Origin of the sequence: Halobellus captivus (assembly GCF_007655485.1) — an archaeon.
Lineage (GTDB): Archaea > Halobacteriota > Halobacteria > Halobacteriales > Haloferacaceae > Haloquadratum > Haloquadratum captivum.
In genome coordinates this window covers 179742-197758 of sequence record NZ_VJXQ01000003.1, presented here as the reverse complement: position 1 = coordinate 197758, position 18017 = coordinate 179742, and the positions used below count along the sequence as shown (strand labels likewise).

Below are 18017 nucleotides of genomic sequence, written 5' to 3'. Positions count from 1 at the left end.
GTCGCGTCACGCTCAAGCCGCTCGCGCCGCTACGTCGAAGTAATGGAACGCAGCGAACTTCGCGACCGGGCCGCGGAGTTACCGTCCGATCCCGGGGTCTATCAGTTCCTCGACGGCGACGACGTGGTCTACGTCGGCAAGGCCGTCGACATCCGGGACCGCGTCCGCTCCTACGCCGATCCGCGCAGCGAGCGCATCGGCCAGATGGTCGAGCGTGCCGACTCGATCGATATCGCGGTCACGGACACGGAGACGCAAGCGCTGCTGCTCGAAGCGAACCTGATCAAGCGCCACCAGCCGCGGTACAACGTCCGGTTGAAGGACGACAAGTCCTATCCGCTCGTCCAACTCACGGCGCATCCGATCCCGAGGATCGAAGTCACTCGTGACCCCGACCCGGGGGCGACGGTGTTCGGCCCGTTCACAGACAAGGGCCGCGTCGACGTCGTAGTGAAGGCCCTTCGGGAAACGTACGGGCTCCGGGGGTGTTCGGACCACAAGTACGCGAACCGCGATCGGCCCTGTCTCGACTACGAGATGGGGCTGTGCACCGCTCCCTGTACCGGCGCGATCGACACCGAGGCGTACCGCGAGGACGTCGAGTCGGTCATCCGTTTCTTCGAGGGGGAGACCGGCGCACTGGCGGATCCGCTCCGGCGGGCGATGGACGAGGCGGCCGAGTCCGAGCAGTTCGAGCGGGCCGCGAACCTCCGCGATCGACTCGACGCTGTCGAATCGTTCCACGGCGCGGGCGAGGAGGCCGTCTCCACGCGAACAGACGAGCGGGCGATCGACGTCCTCGGCGTCGCAGTCGAGGGAGACGCGGCGACAGTCGCGCGGCTGCACAGCGAGCGCGGACAGCTCGTCGACCGCTCGCGTCACCATCTCGACGCCCCCGAGGGCGGCGAGCGCTCGGCCGCGGTGCTCACGGCGTTTCTCACCCAGTATTACGCCGAACGCGAGCTACCGGACGCGATCCTCTGCTCGGAACGCCCGGACGGTTCTGACGTCACCGCGTGGCTGAACACCGAGGGCGTCGACGTCCGGGTTCCCGGTGCCGGACGGGAGTCGAAGCTCGTCGAGCTCGCGCTCAAGAACGCCCGTAGCGGCCCGGACCGAGGAGACGGTCTCGGGAAGCTTGCGGACGCGCTCGGAGTGTCGTCGGTCTCCAGAATCGAGGGGTTCGACGTGAGCCACGCCGGGGGGACGGCCGTCGTCGGCAGCAACGTCTGTTTCGTCGACGGTTCCGCCGCGAAGTCCGACTACCGCCGCAAGCGGCTCGACGACGGCAACGACGACTACGCGCGGATGCGCGACCTCGTCCGTTGGCGCGCCGAACGCGCGGTCGAGGGCCGCGACGACAGACCCGATCCGGACCTGCTGCTCATCGACGGCGGCGAGGGACAGCTGGGGGCGGCGCAGGACGCGCTCGCGGAGACCGGCTGGGACGTCCCGGTCGTCGCGCTCGCGAAGGAGCGAGAGCTCGTCATCACCCCTACCGGCGTCCGCGACTGGAAGCGCGATGACCCCGCGTTGCACGTCCTCCAGCGCGTCCGCGACGAGGCACACCGCTTCGCCGTCCAGTACCACCAGACGCTCCGCGACGACGTCCGGACGGTCCTCGACGACGTCCCCGGCGTCGGCGAGAAGACCCGAACCGCCCTCCTCCGACGGTTCGGAAGCGTCGAGAACGTCCGGAAGGCGTCGACCGCGGACCTGACCGACGTCCCCGGCGTCGGCGAGGGGACGGCGCAGACGATATGCGAGCGGTTGTGAGCGACGCGGACCGATGCATCGCTACCGGTAACGTATGAGGCAAACAGTCGGCACACGCTTGCGACTCGCGACGACGGCCTCGCCCGTGGCATCGTCATCACGTATCGACCCGCGTCGCCGTGCCGAACAACCGCTGCACGACGCGGGGCAGGACTTACGTCACGGCGGTGCTGGCCTCGTCTCCGGGTATAAACGTTCGCCCGACATCGACCACCGCGAGCCAAATCCTTAATAGTAGTTAACACACGACATCGTACTATGGACGATATTTTTGTCGCACGAGTGATGTCCTCGCCGGTACACACCGTCTCTCCCGACACGTTAGTCGAGGAGGCCGCCCAAGAGATGCTGGACGCCGAGATCGGATCGGTCGTGGTCGTCGACGACGGGGAGTTGGTGGGTATCCTGACCAACACCGATTTCGTGAAGATCGTCGCCGAGCGGAAGCCGAAGGACCAGACGCCGGTGTCGGCGTACATGATGCCGGTCGATGTGACGACGGGTGCGCAGATCCCGATCGCCGACGTCGCCGAATCGATGGTCGAACACCGCATCCACCACGTGCCCGTTGTCGACGACGACGGGACCGTGATCGGCATCGTGACGACGACCGATCTGGCATCGTACCTCTCGCGGTTCCAGCCAGCGAGCGTGTAACTCCCAGCTACGAGAGCGTCTCGTACTGCTCGGACAGTTTCTCCGCGGCGTCGTCCAGCAGGTCCGCCTCGTACTCGTCGAGTTCCCACTCGACGACCTCCTCGACGCCGTCGGAGCCGAGTTTCAGCGGCACGCCGACGGCGGTGTTCTCGTAGCCGAACTCGCCGTCGAGAACGATCGAACCGGGGAGCACCTCGCCGGTGTCGCGGAGGATCGCCTCGACCATATGGGCCACGCCCGTCGCCGGACCCCACTGTGTCGCCCCCTTCCGCTCGATGACGTCCATCGCAGACTTCGTGAGGTCGCCGAGGATCTCCTCGCGCTCGGCGGCCGAGAACTCCGGATCCGCGCCATTGATCCGGACCTTCGAGAAGACGGGGACCTGCGCGTCGCCGTGCTCGCCGAGGATCGTCGCCTCGACGTTCTTTACGGGCGCACCGAAGCGCTGGCTGAGTACGTACCGGAAGCGCGCGGAGTCGAGGCGGCCGCCGAAGCCGATTACCGTGTGGCGGTCGCGCTCGCCCGACTCGTAGAGGTGGCGGTTCAGCAGATCGACGGGGTTCGAGGTGGTGACGGAGACGAAGTCGTCGTTGTACTCCGCGAGCGAAGAGCCGATATCCTCCATAATCGGCGCGTTGTCGCCCGCCAGATCGATCCGGGTCTGTCCGGGTTGGCGGGGGATTCCCGCGGTAATGACGACGACGTCGGACCCGGCCGTGTCCTCGTAGGTGCCCTGGACGACCTCGGTATTGGAGTCGTAGGCGACCCCGTGGTTCGCGTCGGCCGCCTGCCCGACGGTCTCGTCCTCCTTGTCGGGGATGTCGACGAAGACGAGTTCGTCGACCACGTCCCTGAGCGCGAGATTGTACCCGGCCGCCGCGCCGACAGTTCCGGCCGCACCGACCACGCTGACTTTCGTCATAACGGGTGAGAGTTGCCGCTGTGGTCGATTAAACGCTTTGGCGCTCTCATAGGGACGGATCGGGGAGAGCGTGACGGGATCCCCGCAAACGAAGTGAGCGGGAAATCGCCTCGTGAGTGAAATCGGAGATTTCACGAGTGCGGTGAAATTCGAACCACAGTCGGAGCGAGGCTCCTCTCTGATTCGAGTCTCATATGTCGGTTCGCTGGTCGCTCCGCTCGCCGCCGTGTAGAAGAGCGCGACGGGACTCCCGAGAGCGAAGCGATCGGGAGTACGTCGCGCGAGTGAGGCCGAAGGCCGAACGAGCGCGACGGGATTCGAACCCGCGACCATCGGATTAGAAGTCCGACGCTCTGTCCGACTGAGCTACGCGCCCTCGGCACTGTCAACTCGGCGGCGGGTAAAAAGGCGTACGGGTTTCGCGTCGGGAGCGGAGTACCGAGACGTCAGAGGACAACGGGAGCGCCGAGCGCAACGCGTAAGGTTGGGTGCCGTGAATCGACGCGTAATGAAGGTCATCGGCACCGTCGGACTGCCCGGCAGCGGCAAGGGCGAGGCCGCCGCCGTCGCCCGCGAGATCGGCGTTCCGGTCGTCACGATGGGCGACGTGATCCGCGAGGCCTGCCGCGAACGCGGCCTCGACCCCGCAGAGCATCACGGTCAGATGGCGCGGACGCTCCGCGAAGAGGGCGGGCCTGCGGCCATCGCCGAGCAGTCACTCCCCCTCATCCAGTCCGAACTGGAGACGAACGACGTCGTTCTCGTCGACGGCCTCCGCTCGGGCGTCGAACTCGATCGCTTCCGCGAGGCGTTCGGCGAGGAGTTCCTGCTCGTGAGCATCGAGGCCCCGTTCGAGACCCGCGCCGAGCGGCTTCTGGAACGCGACCGCGACGACTCCGACGTCGATCGAGCGGCCCTCCGCGAGCGCGAGGAGCGCGAACTCGGGTTCGGGATGGGAGACGTGATGGCCGACGCCGACGTCGTCGTCGAAAACACCGACACGCTGTCTGCGTTCCGCGAGCGCATCCGAGCGGTTCTCACCGACAATATCGAGAGCCTCACGCACGACGAGTACGTCGAAATCGCCGAGCGTCCGGGAAACGACCACGACCACAACTCGGCCCCCGAGGCCGACGCCGGTGAGTCGCGATGATCTACCGCGTCGAGGCCCAGATCGTCGTCCCGGTCCGCGACACCGAAGTGACCGACCGCGTCGAGGACGCCGTTCGGAACCTCTTTCCGAACGTCGATTTCGAACACCGGCCCGGCGAACTCGTCGGGGAGACGCACTCGTTAGAGCGGTTCTCCGAGCGGTTACACCAACAGGCGATTCTCGAAACCGCCCGGACGGAGTTCTTCAAGCGCGTGGACGACGAGGGATTCTCGTTCGCGCTGAAGAAGCAGGCGGCGTTCAAAGGCGTCATCAACTTCGCGGTCGGGAACCCCGACGAACTCGGCGACATCCAGGTGCACGTCACCGTCACCGAGCCCGACGTCGAGTCGTACATCGACCACGTCGCGCCGCCGACGGAGGACGGACGACCGATCGATCCGGACGAGCGCGAGTAGCGCACTCTTCGCCTTCGACGCTCAGACGGGAACTCCGTCCCCGACGCTCAGACAGAACGCCGTCCCCGACGCTCAAACGGGAACGAGAAGCACGGCCAGCGCGGCGGCGATGAACACGACCTTCAGCGCCGTGTTGACCGCGATGACCTTCGAGCCGAACGCCGGTCCCCAGATGCCGTACTGAAACGGGATCGAGCGCTTGAACGTCGACACCGCGAAGGAGATGATACCGCCGAGGAGCATCGTCGCCACGGCGGTTCGCGGGGTGAACGTCGAGCCGATCATCGGCGCGATCGTCGCGGCACCCGCGGTGGTGTCGAACGCGAAGACCGCGATCACCGGCAGCGACGCCCCCGGAAGCCCGAGCAGCGCCGTCAGGGGCTCGGCCGACGCCGTGGCCGATTCCAGATCCTGCGTCCGGACGAGGAGCGTGACGAGCGCGTACACGATCGCGAGCCGCGGCACGATGCGCCGCAGCTTCGGCCACGTCTTCTCCGCGGCGGTCCGGAGTACCGAACCCGGTGGATCGGATTCGTCGGCGTCGGCGCGAACGGTCTTGGGGGTGGCGTCACCGGTCTCGGCGTCGGGAGTCGGTGAGGCCGATCCGTCTCCTGCGCTCGCTTCGGTCCCGCCGTCTGGGGTCGTCGGGGCTTCACCGTCCGGTTCGGCTGCCGCCGACCGCCCCGAGAGCAACACCGCGCCCGCGACCACCCCGGCAACCGTGATTCCGAGCGCGATCGCGGCGCGCGCGCCGACGTAGAGCAGACCGACTTCGAGGCCGAGAATCGGGATCAACACCGGCGCGTAGAACGTGAAAATATGCTGGACGAAGCCGAAGAACGTGTTCATCGTGACGGCGACGAGCGTCTCCGTGTCGTCCAACCGACCGGACTCGCGGAACTCGGCGAGCATCCCGTAGCCCGCCGTCGTCGACGCCGCTGTCGTGACGATCGCGGCACCCACCTCGTCCGGGAGGTTCGCCGGTCGCGTGAGGTACGTCGACACCGTCGCGATCCGCTCGACGAGGCCGAATTCGACGGTGACGTTCGCGAGAAAGACGCCGACCGCGATGAAAACAGAGATACGGGCCACTCGGGGTGCGACCTCTGCGAGGACTGGCCACACGGTCCCGGCAACGGCCCCCAGTTCCATAGCGATCTTTCGGCGGCGACCGACTAATCGGCGTCGGTTCAGTAGCTCCGCACGTCTCGCCCCCGTGGAAGGACAATCGCTCAGAGCAACGCTTGGACCGTCGCGAACAGGACCACGACGCCCAGAACGTCGCAGGTGTTGGTGACGACGGGGATCACGACGTCGTCGGGATCGAGGCTGAACCGGTAGGCGACGTACGTCGCCGAGAGCGTCACGACGATCACGAGCACCGCCAGCGCGATGCCCGAGGCGACCGAGATCGCGACGACGGTCCACAGCGACAGACGAACGCCGCTCACGAGCGCGGTGAGGCCCCACGCGCCCACGCCAACGATCGGGAAGATCGAGAGCGCGAGCGCGAACGTGGCGGCCGCGTTGCCGACGAGGTGCTCGTCGTCGATATCGAACGAGAGCGTCCCGAGGTGAAACGACGTCGAGAGCCGCGCCGCGAGGACGCTCCCGAGGTTCCCCGCGGTGCCGATCGTCACCGGAACGAGTGCCAGCAGGGAGGGGTACCGCAACAGCTGCGCCTCGAACTGCCCCAACACCAACCCGCTGCCGATCTCGACGAGCGTGAGGACGAGCAACACCGGGAGCATCGCGCGCGTGATCGCGCGGACGGTCCACTCGGTCGGCACTCAGAGCACCCCCGCGACGGCCAGAACGAACCTGACTGCGACGAGCAGAAAGAGCATCCCGAACAGGTCCCCGGTCGTCGTCACGAGCGGCCCCACGAGCGTGTCCGGATCCCGTCCGCGACGGTATCCGGCGAACACCGCGGTGACGACGACACCCGCGAGCGCGACGCCGGAGAGGATCCCGGAGACGAGCGCGGTTGCGACGAGGATCGGAAACGGCGCGACCGTGTCACCGAGGAGCGTGAGGACGGCGAACGCCGCGGCGGCCGCGAACGTCGACACCAACAGGCCGTTCGCGAGCGCCGCGGCCACCGCCGCTCGAAGCCGCTCGTCGCCGCCGCGGACCCGCGGTTCGATGAGACCCTGATGAAGCGCCGTCGAGATGCGCGCGCCGAGCGAGCCGTAGACGTTTCCGCGCGTCGCGAGCAGCGCCGGGACGAGAACCAAGAGCCCCGGCACGGCTCGTAGCTCCGCACGCATTCCGCTGAGAATAACGCCCGCGACGAGGCCCCCGACAAGGCTCGCAGCGAGGGCTGGGAGCGCCTCGCGGTAGGCCTCGCGAGCCACGTCCCGGACGGTCATACCACGACCGACGACCGGAGGGGTGAAAAATCGGACGTGTCTCGGACAGTCGCGCAATCAGCGGGCGAGTCAGTCGGACGAGCGCCCTACTCAATCGAACCGAACGTCGTGCTTAGCCGAACGGCCCGAGACCGCCACCGCCGCCGCCGAGACCGCCCATTCCGCCGCCACCACCCTGGTTCTGGAGTTTCTTCATCATCCGCTGCATATCGCCGTCGCCCATCCCCTGGAACTGCTGGATGGTCTGCTCCATCATCTTGTGCTGTTCGAGGAGTTCGCGGACGGTTTCCTCGTTCTTTCCGGATCCGCGGGCGATCCGGCGGACGCGGGAGGCGCCGATCGAGCGCGGGTTCTCCAGTTCGTCCTCGGTCATCGAGTCCATCACGACGTCGAAGGAGTGCATCCGGTCCTGCGTGACGTCCATCGCGTCGTCCGGAAGCTGATCTTTGAAGCCGCCGCCGAGGCCCGGGATCATATCGAGCACCTGATCGAGCGGCCCCATCCGGTTCATCGCCTCCATCTGCTTCTGCATGTCCTTGAGGGTGAACGACCCCTCCATGATGTCCTCGGGGCTCCAGTCGTCGTCTTCGTCCCCCGTCTCGGCCATCGCGCGCTCGACGCGCTCGGAGAGCTGCTTGAGGTCGCCCATCCCGAGCAGCCGGGAGATGAAGCCGTTGGGCTCGAAGCGCTCGATGTCCTGGACGGTCTCGCCCGTGCCCAAAAAGGCGATCGAGGAGCCGGTTTCGTTGACGGCGGTCAGCGCGCCGCCGCCCTTCGCCGTGCCGTCGAGTTTGGTGACGACGACGCCGCCGATGCCGATCGCGTCGTCGAACTCGCGAGCCTGCTCCTTCGCACCCTGTCCGATCGCGGCGTCGAGGACGAGCAGCGAGCGATCCGGTTCGACGACCGACTCGATCTCCTCGATCTCGGCGATGAGGTCGTCTTCGAGCGCGTGCCGACCGGCGGTGTCGACGATGTGGACGTCGGCGTCCTCGGTCGCTTCGAGGCCCTCGCGGGCGATTTTGACGGGATCGGACTCGTCTGGGTCGCCGTAGAACTCCACCTCGGCGCGCTCGCACATCTGCTTGGCCTGATCGTACGCGCCGGGGCGGAACGTGTCCGTCTGGATGACGGCGGGGCGAAGCCCCTTCTTCGAGAACCACCACGCCATCTTCGCGGCGCTCGTGGTCTTACCGGATCCCTGCAGCCCGGCGAGGAGGATTGTCTGCGGTTCCAGCGGGAGGTCGGTCGATTCGCCGACGAGACCGACGAGTTCCTCGTAGACGATCTTGAGGACGTGATCCCGGGCGGACGTTCCCGCGGGCGGTTCTTCCTCGGTCGCGCGCTCTTTGATCGACGAGGAGAGGTCCATCACGAGTGCGACCTCGACGTCGGCGGAGAGCAGCGAGCGCTGGATCTCCTTGACGATTTCCTCGACGTCCGACTCGTCGAGGCGGGACTTCCCCTGCAGCTTGTCGAGACTGCTGCGGAGGGAACTCCCGAGATTATCGAGTACCATTACCCGTCTCTACGCCACCGCGCGGGTAAAGGCTTTTTCTGCGAGCCCGAGCATCGTCGGCTGTGACGTTCGTTCCCGCCCGCGCCACCTATCTCGCCTTCTGCGCCGCCGTCGCGCTGATCACGCTGGGGCTGGCGCTTGCCGCGGAGTGACTGCGGAGGGAAGCGGGATCGACCGCGACGACCGAGTCGGCCGCCCCGTCGATCAACTGCGCGGCCTACTCGTCGTCGCCGACCAGTCGCGCGACCATCCGCTCGGGGTCGAAGCGTTCGATGTCGTCGTAGCCCTGACCGGTTCCGAGAAAGAGAATCGGCTTGCCCGTGACGTAGGCGATCGAGATGGCCGCGCCGCCGTTGGAGTCGGCGTCGGCCTTCGTCAGCACCGCCCCGTCAATCTCAGCGGCGTCGTTGAACGTCTTCGCGCGTTCGACGGCGTCTTGGCCCGCGACGGCCTCGTCGACGAACAGCGTCATATCGGGTCCGACGACGCGGTCGATCTTTTCGAGTTGAGCCATCAGGTCGTTCGAGGTGTGGAGCCGACCCGCGGTGTCGCCGAGGACGACGTCGATGTCGTGCGCCTCGGCGTACTCGACGGCGTCGTACAGGACGGCCGCCGGATCGCCGCCCTGTTCGTGGGTGATGATCTTCGTTCCGAGGTTGTCGGCGTGCTTTTGGATCTGCTCGTTCGCACCCGCGCGGTAGGTGTCCCCGTTCGCGAGGACGACCGATAGGCCCTGATTCTCGAAGTAGCGCGCCATCTTCGCGATGCTCGTCGTCTTGCCGACGCCGTTGACGCCGGTGAAGATGATCGTCACCGGTTTTTCGCTCTCGGCGACGCGACCGTCGAAATCGAACTGCCCGACGCTGATCACGTCGTAAAGGGCGTCGTGAAGCGCCGTTTCGACGAGTTCACCCGTCGTTTCGACCTGCGCTCGCGTCTCCCCGATCATCTTCTCGCGGACAGTGTCGAGGATCTCCTCGGCGACGTTCATCTCGACGTCGCTCTCTAAGAGCGCCATTTCCAGTTCCCACAGCGGGTCTTCGAGGTCCTCCTCCTCGATGATGATCTTCCCGGTGGCAAAGGCCGCCGCGCGCTTGAGTCGGCCGGGCCCCGACTCCTCCGCTTCTTCTTCTCGGAGTGCAGCGGCGGCTTCCTCCGACGCGAGAGACGCCGGTCTGTCGTCCTCGGTATCCGGAGTGCCGTCCTCGGTATCCGAAGTGTCGTCCTCGACGATCGACCCGTCATCTTCAGCAACGGGTTCGGCCTCGCGAGCCGCCGACTCGGCCGTTTCTGCGGCTCCGGAAACGTCAGTGGGGGTGGCCGTAGACGGGTCCGTGGATTCGGGTTCGGAGGCGTCGGCCACTTCGGCGTCGGTGTCGACCTCCTCAGCATCGACCGCGTCGGTGTCGGCCGCGCCGGGGTCGTCGAGGTCGGCGTCGTCCGGTGCGTTCTCTTCGGCCGTCTCCTCGACGTCCTCCCGGAAGCTGTCGAGTTTCTTTTTCAGTCCGTCAAACATTGGTGTCTGCTACGCGTAAACGTTCTTCGGCGGTCGGGTTACTCGCCGTCGCCGTCTTCCTGCATCTGCTGCATCTGCTGCATCTGCTGTTGCTGCATCTGCTGTTGCATCTGCTGTGCCTGCTGTTCGAGGTCGGAGCTCTCGTCTTCCAACTCGTCGACCTCCTCGCTGACCTCGGCGATGCGGTCGTCGAGGGCGTCTCGCTTCGTCTCCAGCGCGTCGACGGCGTCGTCGGCGGACTGCTCGGCCGCGTAGTCGGCCCCGAGGCTGACGATGATCTCGTCGATGTCCTGCACTTCGGCGCGGACGTACGCGCCGCCGCCGAGCGGGACCTGCACGGTCGAGCCGCTGTCGAGCGTTCCGATCGCTTCGATCGCCTCGTCGATCTCGCTCTGCTCGTTCTGAAGCTCGTCGATGTCGGATTCCAGCGCCTCGATCTCCTCGTCGATCGCCTGCAGTTCCTGGGAGAGCTGCTGAAGCTGCTGTTGACCGCCACCACCCATCATGCCGCCGACACCTCCTCGACGTCGTCGAGTTCGATCTGCGGGCGCTTCAGGCCGTGTTGGCTCCCGATGTTGGCGTACACGCGCTCGCGGGCGACGTTCTCGTTCGGTGCCTCGACGCTCGTCTCGAACTCGCTGAATCCCTCGCGGCTCTGGAACCGGCCGCTCACAGTAAACTGACTCATAGCCGTAAATTCCTGAGCGAGCGGGAAGTATCTTCCTACTCGGGATCGTAGAAATGCGCCGAATCGCGCCGTGAGAACCGTTTTCGTGGGGTGCCCGATGAGAGCGAAATCTCCGACGTCACACGTGAAAGGCATCCACGAGACACCTGAAAGCGTCCACAACCCGCGAAAGGCGTCCGCAACCCGCGAGAGAAGAAGGCCTACTCCAAGTAGCCGAGCGCGTCTTCGATCCGACTCAGTTCGGGACCGGTCGTCTCCTCTCCGGCGACGTAGCCGGTCTCGTTGGCGACGAGTCCGGAGCCGACGAGCGGCGCGCCGTAGTTGACCGTGCCGATGTCGGCGCGGACGTCGAGGTGTGCCTCGAGGGCTTCGAGTTCCGGTTCCCGGGATTTCGGGTGACAGAGCGCGCCCTCGTTGGTCGCGACTGCCGCAGTCCCGACAGTCTGGACGTCGGCGAGTTCGCCGCGCTCGACCGGAACGCCGAGCGTGGATTCGACGGCGTCGACCGCCGCATCCGAGAGGTCGGGGTGGACGAACGCGCCGTAGTCGTTCGCGAGAACGACGTTTCCGGCGGCGTTGATTCGACCGGGGAGTTCGGCGACCGGGAGGTCGGCCGCCTCCTCGATGGTTTCCTTCTCGCGCTCGGTCGCGCGGCTGGTCACGAGGATGCCGTTCTCGTTGCCGGTCGCGAGCGCGCCGACGGTGCCGGAGCCGCCCACGGTGGTCGCGACTGCCGGAACGCCGAGCTCTTCGGCCATCGCGTCGACGACGTCGGCTTCGGCGTCCGAGCGAACGATCAGAACGTGATCCGTCGCGCGGGCGAACACGCCGACGTACGGCGACCCGGCGAAGGATGCGCGGAGCACGCTATTCGGCGGGCTCCGCTTCGACGATGGACTCTCCGTCCTCGTCGAACCGGGCTGCGCGCACGCGGAGCTTGCTCGGCGGCTTCTGCTTGCCGCGCGCCCACACCGTCTCGTTGAGCGAGGTGTCCAGGCGGACGGCATCCTCGTCGACCGAGAACTGCTTTGCGAGGTGCGATCGGATCAGAGACATCGCCCGTCCGGCGCGTTCGTGCCCGGGGACGGCTTTGACGTCTCGAAGCGGTACCGTGATGACTCGCTCTTCGAAGTCGCTGGCGCTCATCGTTACTCGTCCGTGTCACTCCGTCGCCAGTTGCGACGCTTGGGATTTCGCGTGACTTCCATATCCGTCTTCATCATCACCCAGGCCGGAACGCGCGTGTTCTGGCGCTCCAGTTTGGCCAGGCGCTTCTTTTTGGCCTTCGACTTCTTGCTCATAGTGCTCTTCTGTACCTCGGGGCCGCATAAAATCTTGTTCCTTCGCCTCCGCCAACGTGCGAGCAGTTCGCACGCGCTTCGCGATCCTTCGGCGCCGCGCGTCGAAGTCGAGATGTTCAACACGACCTGTCGCCTCCGAAGAGTCGATGCGTTATCGAACCGCGCTCGTCTTTCTCTGCGTGGCCGCCGTCTGGGGCACCGCGTTTATGGTGACGAAGGTCGGCCTCGAATGGCTCCCGCCCGCGCTCTTCGCGGCGCTCCGATTCGATCTCGCCGCGGTTCTCCTCTTCGGACTCGCCGTCTGGCGCGGTGACAGGCTCCGCCCCGTCGACGGCCGCGAGTGGCGACCGATTGCGACCGGCGGCGTCCTCCTCATCGGCGTCCATCACGCGCTGCTCTTCGCCGGGCAGCAGCACGTCACGAGCGCCGTCGCCGCCGTGCTCCTCGGTCTCATCCCGATCATCACGCCCGCGTTGACGCGACTGTCGGCGACACGAGAGCGACTCGGGCCGATCGGCGTCCTCGGCGTGGGGCTCGGCTTTCTGGGCGTCATCACGATCGCGAACCCGGATCCATCGAACCTCGTCGGCTCGGACCTCCGCGGAATCGGCCTCGTGCTCGGATCGGCGCTCGCGTTCGCCGTCGGCGCGGTCCTGACGCACGACTCGCAGGCGACGATGCCGTTCGTGACAGAACAGGCGTGGATGATGCTCGTCGGCGCGGTCGTGCTGCATACGACGAGCGCGCTCCTGCCCGGCGAGTCGCTGGCGCAGGTCGTGTGGACGGGCGAGGCGATGCTTTCGCTCGTGTATCTCGCGGTCGTCGCCGGAGCGGGCGGGTTCGCGCTGTACTTCTGGCTCCTGCGCCGCGTCGGCCCCGTCGAAGTGAGCCTCCTGGAATACGTCATCCCGATCTTCGCCGCCGTCTCGGGGTGGATCGCCCTCCAGGAGTCGCTCGCGCCACGGACCGTACTCGGATTCGCGATCATCTTCACGGGGTTCGTCCTCGTGAAGCGCCGGACGATACGGGCCGAACTCCGGCAGTGGCACGAGGGGCCGGAGCCACAAGCACAGCGTGCGGACTGACGACGAGCGGCCCGCCGAGATCGATCCGCAGTTAGCGCCGGATGACGGAACGAATGGCGCCGGATGGCTGGGCCGATGTTGGACGTCTCACAGCGGGAACGAGGCGATCGTTTCGTACTCGGGGCCGTCGGCCGTCAGCACACTCTCTTTCAGCCGGATCTCCTCGACGGTGAACGCCCCGAGATCCGGATCGGTCTCGCGCACGACGCGTTGGACCAGATCCTTGCCGCGTGCGTCGTCCATCCGCGCGATCGTGACGTGCGGTGTGAACTCGTGGTCGTCGGCCTCGAAGCCGAGAGCGGTCAGTTCGGCCTCGACGACCTCGTGCAGCCGCGTCGTCTCCGCGACGCCGCCGCCGTCGCGGACTCCGGTCCAGACCACGCTGATGTACTCGATCGAGGGGAAGACGCCGAAGCCGCCGACGCGGAGTTCGAAGGGATCAACGTCGGCGTCGTCGGCGGCGCGCGAGAGCGCGGACTCGATGGCTTCGAGTCGGTCGGGGTCGGTGTCGCCGAGGAAGAACAGCGTCAGGTGCGCCTGCGCGGGATCGACGAAGCGGAGGCCCTCCGCGTCCGCGAAGCGCTCCTGGACATCGGCGACGGCGTCGATGACGGCGTCGGGGAGGTCGATGCTGACGAACAGTCGCATATGCGGTCGTAGGCGCGCATCGACCAAGAAATTCGTCCCCGTGACGCAGTGCTTAACCGTCCTCACACCCAATCCGGCGGTATGACAGACGGCGAGCCAGACGACCACGAGTTCTCCTCGGGACAGGGCTTCTCGGACGACTACGAGGAGTTCACACTCGACCCGCCGGAGCTGAAGGTCGATCCGACGAAGGTCGATCCCGTCGACACGCGCGTCCTCACGGACGAACTGGACAAGCGGAACGTCGCCTCCGACCAGGTCGACGTCGAACAGCTCGTCGACGTGGGACTCTCCTACATGCAGATCAACCGCTTCGAGGAGGCCACCGAGACGTTCGAGCGCGCGGCGCGCTTCGCCGAGGAGGATTCCCTCGAAGCCCAGGAGGCGCGGGTGAACGAGGGCGCGGCGCACGCCGAGTTGGAGGAGTGGGACGAGGCGATCGGCGCCTATCGGGAGGCGCTGCGCATCGACGACGACTCCGAGCACGCGGCGTCGGCGGAGACGAACCTCGCGTACGCGCTCTGGAACGCGGGCGAGATCGAAGCCGCGCTGCACCACGCCGAGCGGGCCGTCGAGATCGACCCGCGGTTCCCGCAGGCGTGGTACAACCGGGGCTTCTTCCTGAGCGAGCGCGGCCTCAACGAGGAGGCCGTCAACGCCTTCGACAACGCGATGCGGCTGGGAATGCGCACCGCTGACGTCCTCGAAGAGAAGGCCGCCGCGCTCGAAGAACTCGGCGAAGACGAACAGGCGGAGGAGGTCCAACAGCAGGCCGAAGAGCTGCGCCAGGAACGCGAACAGGAGCTGCTGAATCAGCAGGGGCAGCCCCAGCAACAGCGCCGGTGATGCTCCTCCGAGAGCGGCAGACCGGAGAGGGCCTTCTCGTCTCGGTCTGCGATCCCGAATGCCTGGGCGAGACGTACGTCGAGGGCGAGATCGAACTCGACGTGACCGAAGCGTTCTACGGCGGCGAGGAGGCCGAAGAAGTCGACGCCGATGCCGTCGTCGACAGTCTCACCCGCGCCAGCGTCGCCAACCTCGTCGGCGAACGGTCCGTCTCCGTCGCCGTCGATGCGGGCATCGTCGACGAGGAGCGCGTGCTCTCGGTCGACGGCACGTTGCACGCGCAGTTACTCTGGATGTAGAAAACACCCCCACCTTTTTCCAGCGGTGGGTTTCCTCGCTCGCTCCGCTCGCTGCGGGAACCCACCGTGCAAAAACCTGGAGGGAAAAAGGCCGCTCGCTCGGCCTTCGGCCTCGCTCGCGGTAGAATTTCCTGGAACAAAAGGTGAGATGGCGACTCTACGGTGGCGGTTTCAACTATTCGTAACCACCACCGGTTTCGTTTTCCCGTCCAGACCGAAGCCGTGTTAGTGCTCCGGCCACTATCGGTCCCCAATGAGAACGCAGGAATCGCACCCGATCGACGTCGGCGCCGTCCGAGAGGACTTCCCGATCCTCGAGCGGAAGGTCGGCGGCGACATCGAGACGCCGGGCGAGGGCCCCGACGACACCCGCCCGCTCGTCTACCTCGACAACGCGGCGACGACGCAGACGCCGAAACCCGTCGTCGAGTCCATCGTCGACTACTACTACGGCTACAACTCGAACGTTCATCGTGGCATCCACCACCTGAGTCAGGAGGCCTCCGTCGCCTACGAGGCGGCCCACGACCGCGTCGCCGACTTCATCGGCGCGAACGGGCGCGAAGAGATCGTCTTCACGAAGAACACGACCGAATCGCTGAACCTCGTCGCCTACGCGTGGGGGCTCGCGGAGTTGGGTCCCGGGGACACGGTCGTCCTCACCGAGATGGAACACCACGCGTCGCTGGTCACCTGGCAGCAGATCGCGAAGAAGACCGGTGCCAGCGTCGAGTACATCCGCGTCGACGACGACGGATACCTCGATATGGACCACGCCGCGGAGCTGATCGACGACTCGACGGCGATGGTTTCCGTCGTTCACGTCTCGAACACGCTCGGAACGGTCGCGCCGGTCGCCGACCTCGCGGACCTGGCACACGAACAGGACGCGTACATCTTCGTCGACGGCGCGCAGTCGGTTCCGACGCGACCGGTCGACGTCGAGGAAATCGACGCCGACTTCCTCGCCTTCTCGGGGCACAAGATGCTCGGGCCGACGGGGATCGGCGTCCTCTACGGGAAAGAGCACATCCTCGAATCGGTGCAGCCGTACCTCTACGGCGGCGAGATGATCCGCAGCGTCACCTACGAGGACTCGACGTGGGAGGACCTGCCCTGGAAGTTCGAGGCCGGGACGCCGGTCATCGCGCAGGGAATCGCCCTCCACGCGGCGATCGACTACCTCGACGAGATCGGGATGGACCGCGTGCAGGCCCACGAGGAACTGCTCGCTGAATACGCCTACGACGAACTGACGGCGTTCGACGACATCGAGATCTACGGGCCGCCGGGCGACGATCGCGGCGGCCTCGTCGCGTTCAATCTCGACGGCGTCCACGCTCACGACCTCTCGAGCATCCTCAACGACCACGGCGTCGCGATCCGCGCGGGCGATCACTGCACGCAACCGCTGCACGACAAACTCGGCGTACCCGCGTCCACCCGCGCATCGTTCTACATCTACAACGAGACGTCTGAAATCGATGCCCTCGTCGACGCCGTCGACGACGCCCGACAGCTGTTCGCCTAGGTTCACTCAGCTTTCGCGACCTCGCGGGGGCCCCACGCCCAAAACGCTTAGTTCCTGATACGTGAGGGCATACGCACCGATGCCCACAGTCGGCGAATTCCTCGGCAACACGATTCAACGAACAGTCAATGAGTTCGCGGGAGGGATACAGGAGGCCGCACCGAAGCTCCTGACCGGAATCGTGTTCCTCGCGCTGGCGTACGTCTCGATTCGAGTAGTGACCCGCGTGCTCCGGGGGACGCTGGCCGCACTCTATTCGGAAGAGCAGGGACTCGTCGTCGATCTCGGCGTGACGGTCGTCGCGGTCTTCCTGTGGTTCGGTGCCGCGCTGGCGCTGTTGAACATCCTCGGGATGGGCGAGATCGCGGCGAGCCTCGGGACCGCGGCTGGCTTCGTCGCGCTCGGCGTCTCCTACGCGCTCTCGAACATGATCGCCGACACCGTCGCGGGCGTGTATCTCCTCCGCGATCCGGACTTCAACCCCGGCGACGAGGTGAAATCGGATCCGGTGACCGGCGTTGTCACGGCGATCGAACTACGGAAGACCCGGTTCCGCGACGAGGAGGGTCGCACGGTCGTCGTCGCGAACCGCGACGTCGAAAAGAAGTGGACGCAGATCGCCGACGGTGACGCTGAGTCGGGTTCCGACGTCGATCCCGATGACACGGGTTCCAACACCGACGTGTCGACGCCGGAAACGGAGGGCAACAACACCGACGCGACCGATACGGCGTGAGCGTCCGCGCCGCGCGGCGGAACCCTTTTGCGCGGGACTGACGTAGCACCGGCAACGATGGGAATGGGCTCGGACATGTATCGGCAGCAGATTCTGGATCACTACAAGAACCCCCGGAACAAGGGCGAGATGTCCGAACCGGACTTCTCACACACCGGGGAGAATCCGTCCTGCGGCGATACGATCACGGTGAACGTCAGGCTCGAAGACGACGGCGAAACGATCGAGTACGTGACGTTCACCGGCGACGGGTGTGCGATCAGCCAGGCGTCCGCCAGTATGCTCTCCGAAAAGCTTCGCGGGCTGACGCTTTCGGAACTGGACGCGATGGACACCGACGACGTCACGGAAATGCTCGGCGTCGATATCTCGCCGATGCGGATCAAGTGCGCCGTGCTCGCCCGACAGGTGGCGCAGGACGGCGCGAAGATTTACGATGGGGATATCGACATCGACGAGACGACGACCGAAGACTGACTCACCTTTTTGCACGGTGGGTTTTCTCGTTCACTTCGTTCGCTGCGGGAACCCACCGTGCAAATACCAGGAGGT

Annotated in this window: 22 protein-coding genes and 1 tRNA gene; 10 read left to right on the top strand and 13 right to left on the bottom strand. The window is 66.2% G+C overall.

Annotated elements, in window-relative coordinates; genetic code table 11:
* Positions 1-42: 42 nt before the first annotated feature.
* Together FJT57_RS10345 and FJT57_RS10340 are read left to right on the top strand one after the other, a co-directional pair.
* On the top strand, positions 43-1776 hold the full coding sequence (locus tag FJT57_RS10345; protein ID WP_144904871.1) for an excinuclease ABC subunit C: 1734 nt from the start codon (positions 43-45) through the stop codon (positions 1774-1776).
* Between the two features lie 258 nt (positions 1777-2034).
* The gene (locus FJT57_RS10340) at positions 2035-2433 is read left to right on the top strand and encodes a CBS domain-containing protein (RefSeq protein ID WP_144904869.1); all 399 of its coding nucleotides are present in this window, start codon (positions 2035-2037) and stop codon (positions 2431-2433) included.
* A gap of 7 nt (positions 2434-2440) precedes the next feature.
* Here the strand turns inward: FJT57_RS10340 and mdh are convergent, their stop codons facing one another.
* Both mdh and FJT57_RS10330 read right to left on the bottom strand, forming a co-directional pair.
* Complete coding sequence (gene mdh, locus FJT57_RS10335; protein WP_144904866.1) at positions 2441-3355, bottom strand: malate dehydrogenase; 915 nt, start codon at positions 3353-3355, stop codon at positions 2441-2443.
* Between the two features lie 302 nt (positions 3356-3657).
* Positions 3658-3731: transfer RNA gene (locus tag FJT57_RS10330), tRNA-Arg, on the bottom strand.
* Between the two features lie 132 nt (positions 3732-3863).
* Between FJT57_RS10330 and FJT57_RS10325 the strand changes: the two genes are divergently transcribed.
* Together FJT57_RS10325 and FJT57_RS10320 are read left to right on the top strand one after the other, a co-directional pair.
* Positions 3864-4508, top strand: a complete 645-nt coding sequence (locus FJT57_RS10325) for an AAA family ATPase (protein ID WP_144904864.1) — start codon at positions 3864-3866, stop codon at positions 4506-4508.
* Positions 4505-4924, top strand: a complete 420-nt coding sequence (locus tag FJT57_RS10320) for an RNA-binding domain-containing protein (RefSeq protein WP_144904862.1) — start codon at positions 4505-4507, stop codon at positions 4922-4924. The genes FJT57_RS10325 and FJT57_RS10320 overlap by 4 nt, the downstream gene beginning before the upstream one ends.
* Before the next feature lie 72 nt (positions 4925-4996).
* On the opposite strand, the gene FJT57_RS10315 is transcribed toward FJT57_RS10320, so the two are convergent.
* From FJT57_RS10315 to FJT57_RS10270, 10 genes are all read right to left on the bottom strand, one after another.
* A complete protein-coding gene (locus FJT57_RS10315) occupies positions 4997-6076 on the bottom strand; it encodes a nucleoside recognition protein (RefSeq protein WP_144904860.1) in 1080 nt (359 codons plus the stop codon).
* Between the two features lie 80 nt (positions 6077-6156).
* The gene (locus tag FJT57_RS10310; RefSeq protein WP_144904858.1) at positions 6157-6714 is read right to left on the bottom strand and encodes a magnesium transporter; all 558 of its coding nucleotides are present in this window, start codon (positions 6712-6714) and stop codon (positions 6157-6159) included.
* The gene (locus tag FJT57_RS10305) at positions 6715-7296 is read right to left on the bottom strand and encodes a magnesium transporter (RefSeq protein WP_144904856.1); all 582 of its coding nucleotides are present in this window, start codon (positions 7294-7296) and stop codon (positions 6715-6717) included.
* A gap of 112 nt (positions 7297-7408) precedes the next feature.
* Positions 7409-8815 (bottom strand): signal recognition particle protein Srp54, encoded by a 1407-nt coding sequence (locus FJT57_RS10300; RefSeq protein WP_144904854.1) that lies wholly within the window; start codon positions 8813-8815, stop codon positions 7409-7411.
* Positions 8816-9032: 217 nt separating this feature from the next.
* A complete protein-coding gene (gene ftsY / locus FJT57_RS10295; RefSeq protein ID WP_144904852.1) occupies positions 9033-10331 on the bottom strand; it encodes a signal recognition particle-docking protein FtsY in 1299 nt (432 codons plus the stop codon).
* Between the two features lie 38 nt (positions 10332-10369).
* Positions 10370-10834: a prefoldin subunit alpha gene (gene pfdA, locus FJT57_RS10290; protein WP_144904850.1), complete on the bottom strand. Its 465-nt coding sequence runs from the start codon at positions 10832-10834 to the stop codon at positions 10370-10372.
* Positions 10834-11019, bottom strand: coding sequence for a 50S ribosomal protein L18Ae (rpl18a, locus tag FJT57_RS10285; protein ID WP_144904847.1), 186 nt, complete (start codon positions 11017-11019; stop codon positions 10834-10836). Before rpl18a ends, pfdA begins: the two co-directional genes overlap by 1 nt.
* A gap of 200 nt (positions 11020-11219) precedes the next feature.
* Positions 11220-11885 carry a translation initiation factor IF-6 gene (locus FJT57_RS10280; RefSeq protein ID WP_144904845.1) on the bottom strand — a complete coding sequence of 222 codons (666 nt, stop codon included), beginning with the start codon at positions 11883-11885 and terminating at the stop codon, positions 11220-11222.
* Between the two features lies 1 nt (position 11886).
* The gene (locus FJT57_RS10275) at positions 11887-12165 is read right to left on the bottom strand and encodes a 50S ribosomal protein L31e (RefSeq protein WP_144904843.1); all 279 of its coding nucleotides are present in this window, start codon (positions 12163-12165) and stop codon (positions 11887-11889) included.
* Between the two features lie 2 nt (positions 12166-12167).
* A complete protein-coding gene (locus FJT57_RS10270) occupies positions 12168-12320 on the bottom strand; it encodes a 50S ribosomal protein L39e (RefSeq protein ID WP_049985609.1) in 153 nt (50 codons plus the stop codon).
* Positions 12321-12466: 146 nt separating this feature from the next.
* Here FJT57_RS10270 and FJT57_RS10265 point away from each other — a divergent pair, with 146 nt between their 5' ends.
* Positions 12467-13405 (top strand): DMT family transporter, encoded by a 939-nt coding sequence (locus tag FJT57_RS10265; protein ID WP_144904841.1) that lies wholly within the window; start codon positions 12467-12469, stop codon positions 13403-13405.
* A gap of 87 nt (positions 13406-13492) precedes the next feature.
* On the opposite strand, the gene thpR is transcribed toward FJT57_RS10265, so the two are convergent.
* Positions 13493-14053, bottom strand: a complete 561-nt coding sequence (gene thpR, locus FJT57_RS10260; protein ID WP_144904839.1) for an RNA 2',3'-cyclic phosphodiesterase — start codon at positions 14051-14053, stop codon at positions 13493-13495.
* Between the two features lie 81 nt (positions 14054-14134).
* On the opposite strand from thpR, the gene FJT57_RS10255 reads away from it, so the two are divergent.
* The 5 genes from FJT57_RS10255 to sufU all read left to right on the top strand — a co-directional run bounded on the left by FJT57_RS10255 (position 14135) and on the right by sufU (position 17942).
* Entirely contained in the window at positions 14135-14899 is a 765-nt protein-coding gene (locus FJT57_RS10255) for a tetratricopeptide repeat protein (RefSeq protein WP_144904837.1), read from the top strand.
* Positions 14899-15198, top strand: coding sequence for a DUF424 domain-containing protein (locus FJT57_RS10250; protein ID WP_144904835.1), 300 nt, complete (start codon positions 14899-14901; stop codon positions 15196-15198). Before FJT57_RS10255 ends, FJT57_RS10250 begins: the two co-directional genes overlap by 1 nt.
* A gap of 253 nt (positions 15199-15451) precedes the next feature.
* On the top strand, positions 15452-16729 hold the full coding sequence (gene sufS, locus FJT57_RS10245; protein ID WP_144904833.1) for a bifunctional cysteine desulfurase/selenocysteine lyase SufS: 1278 nt from the start codon (positions 15452-15454) through the stop codon (positions 16727-16729).
* A 79-nt stretch (positions 16730-16808) separates the two neighbouring features.
* Positions 16809-17465, top strand: a complete 657-nt coding sequence (locus FJT57_RS10240) for a mechanosensitive ion channel domain-containing protein (protein WP_144904831.1) — start codon at positions 16809-16811, stop codon at positions 17463-17465.
* A 57-nt stretch (positions 17466-17522) separates the two neighbouring features.
* Positions 17523-17942: a Fe-S cluster assembly sulfur transfer protein SufU gene (gene sufU, locus FJT57_RS10235; RefSeq protein WP_144904829.1), complete on the top strand. Its 420-nt coding sequence runs from the start codon at positions 17523-17525 to the stop codon at positions 17940-17942.
* Positions 17943-18017: the final 75 nt, after the last annotated feature.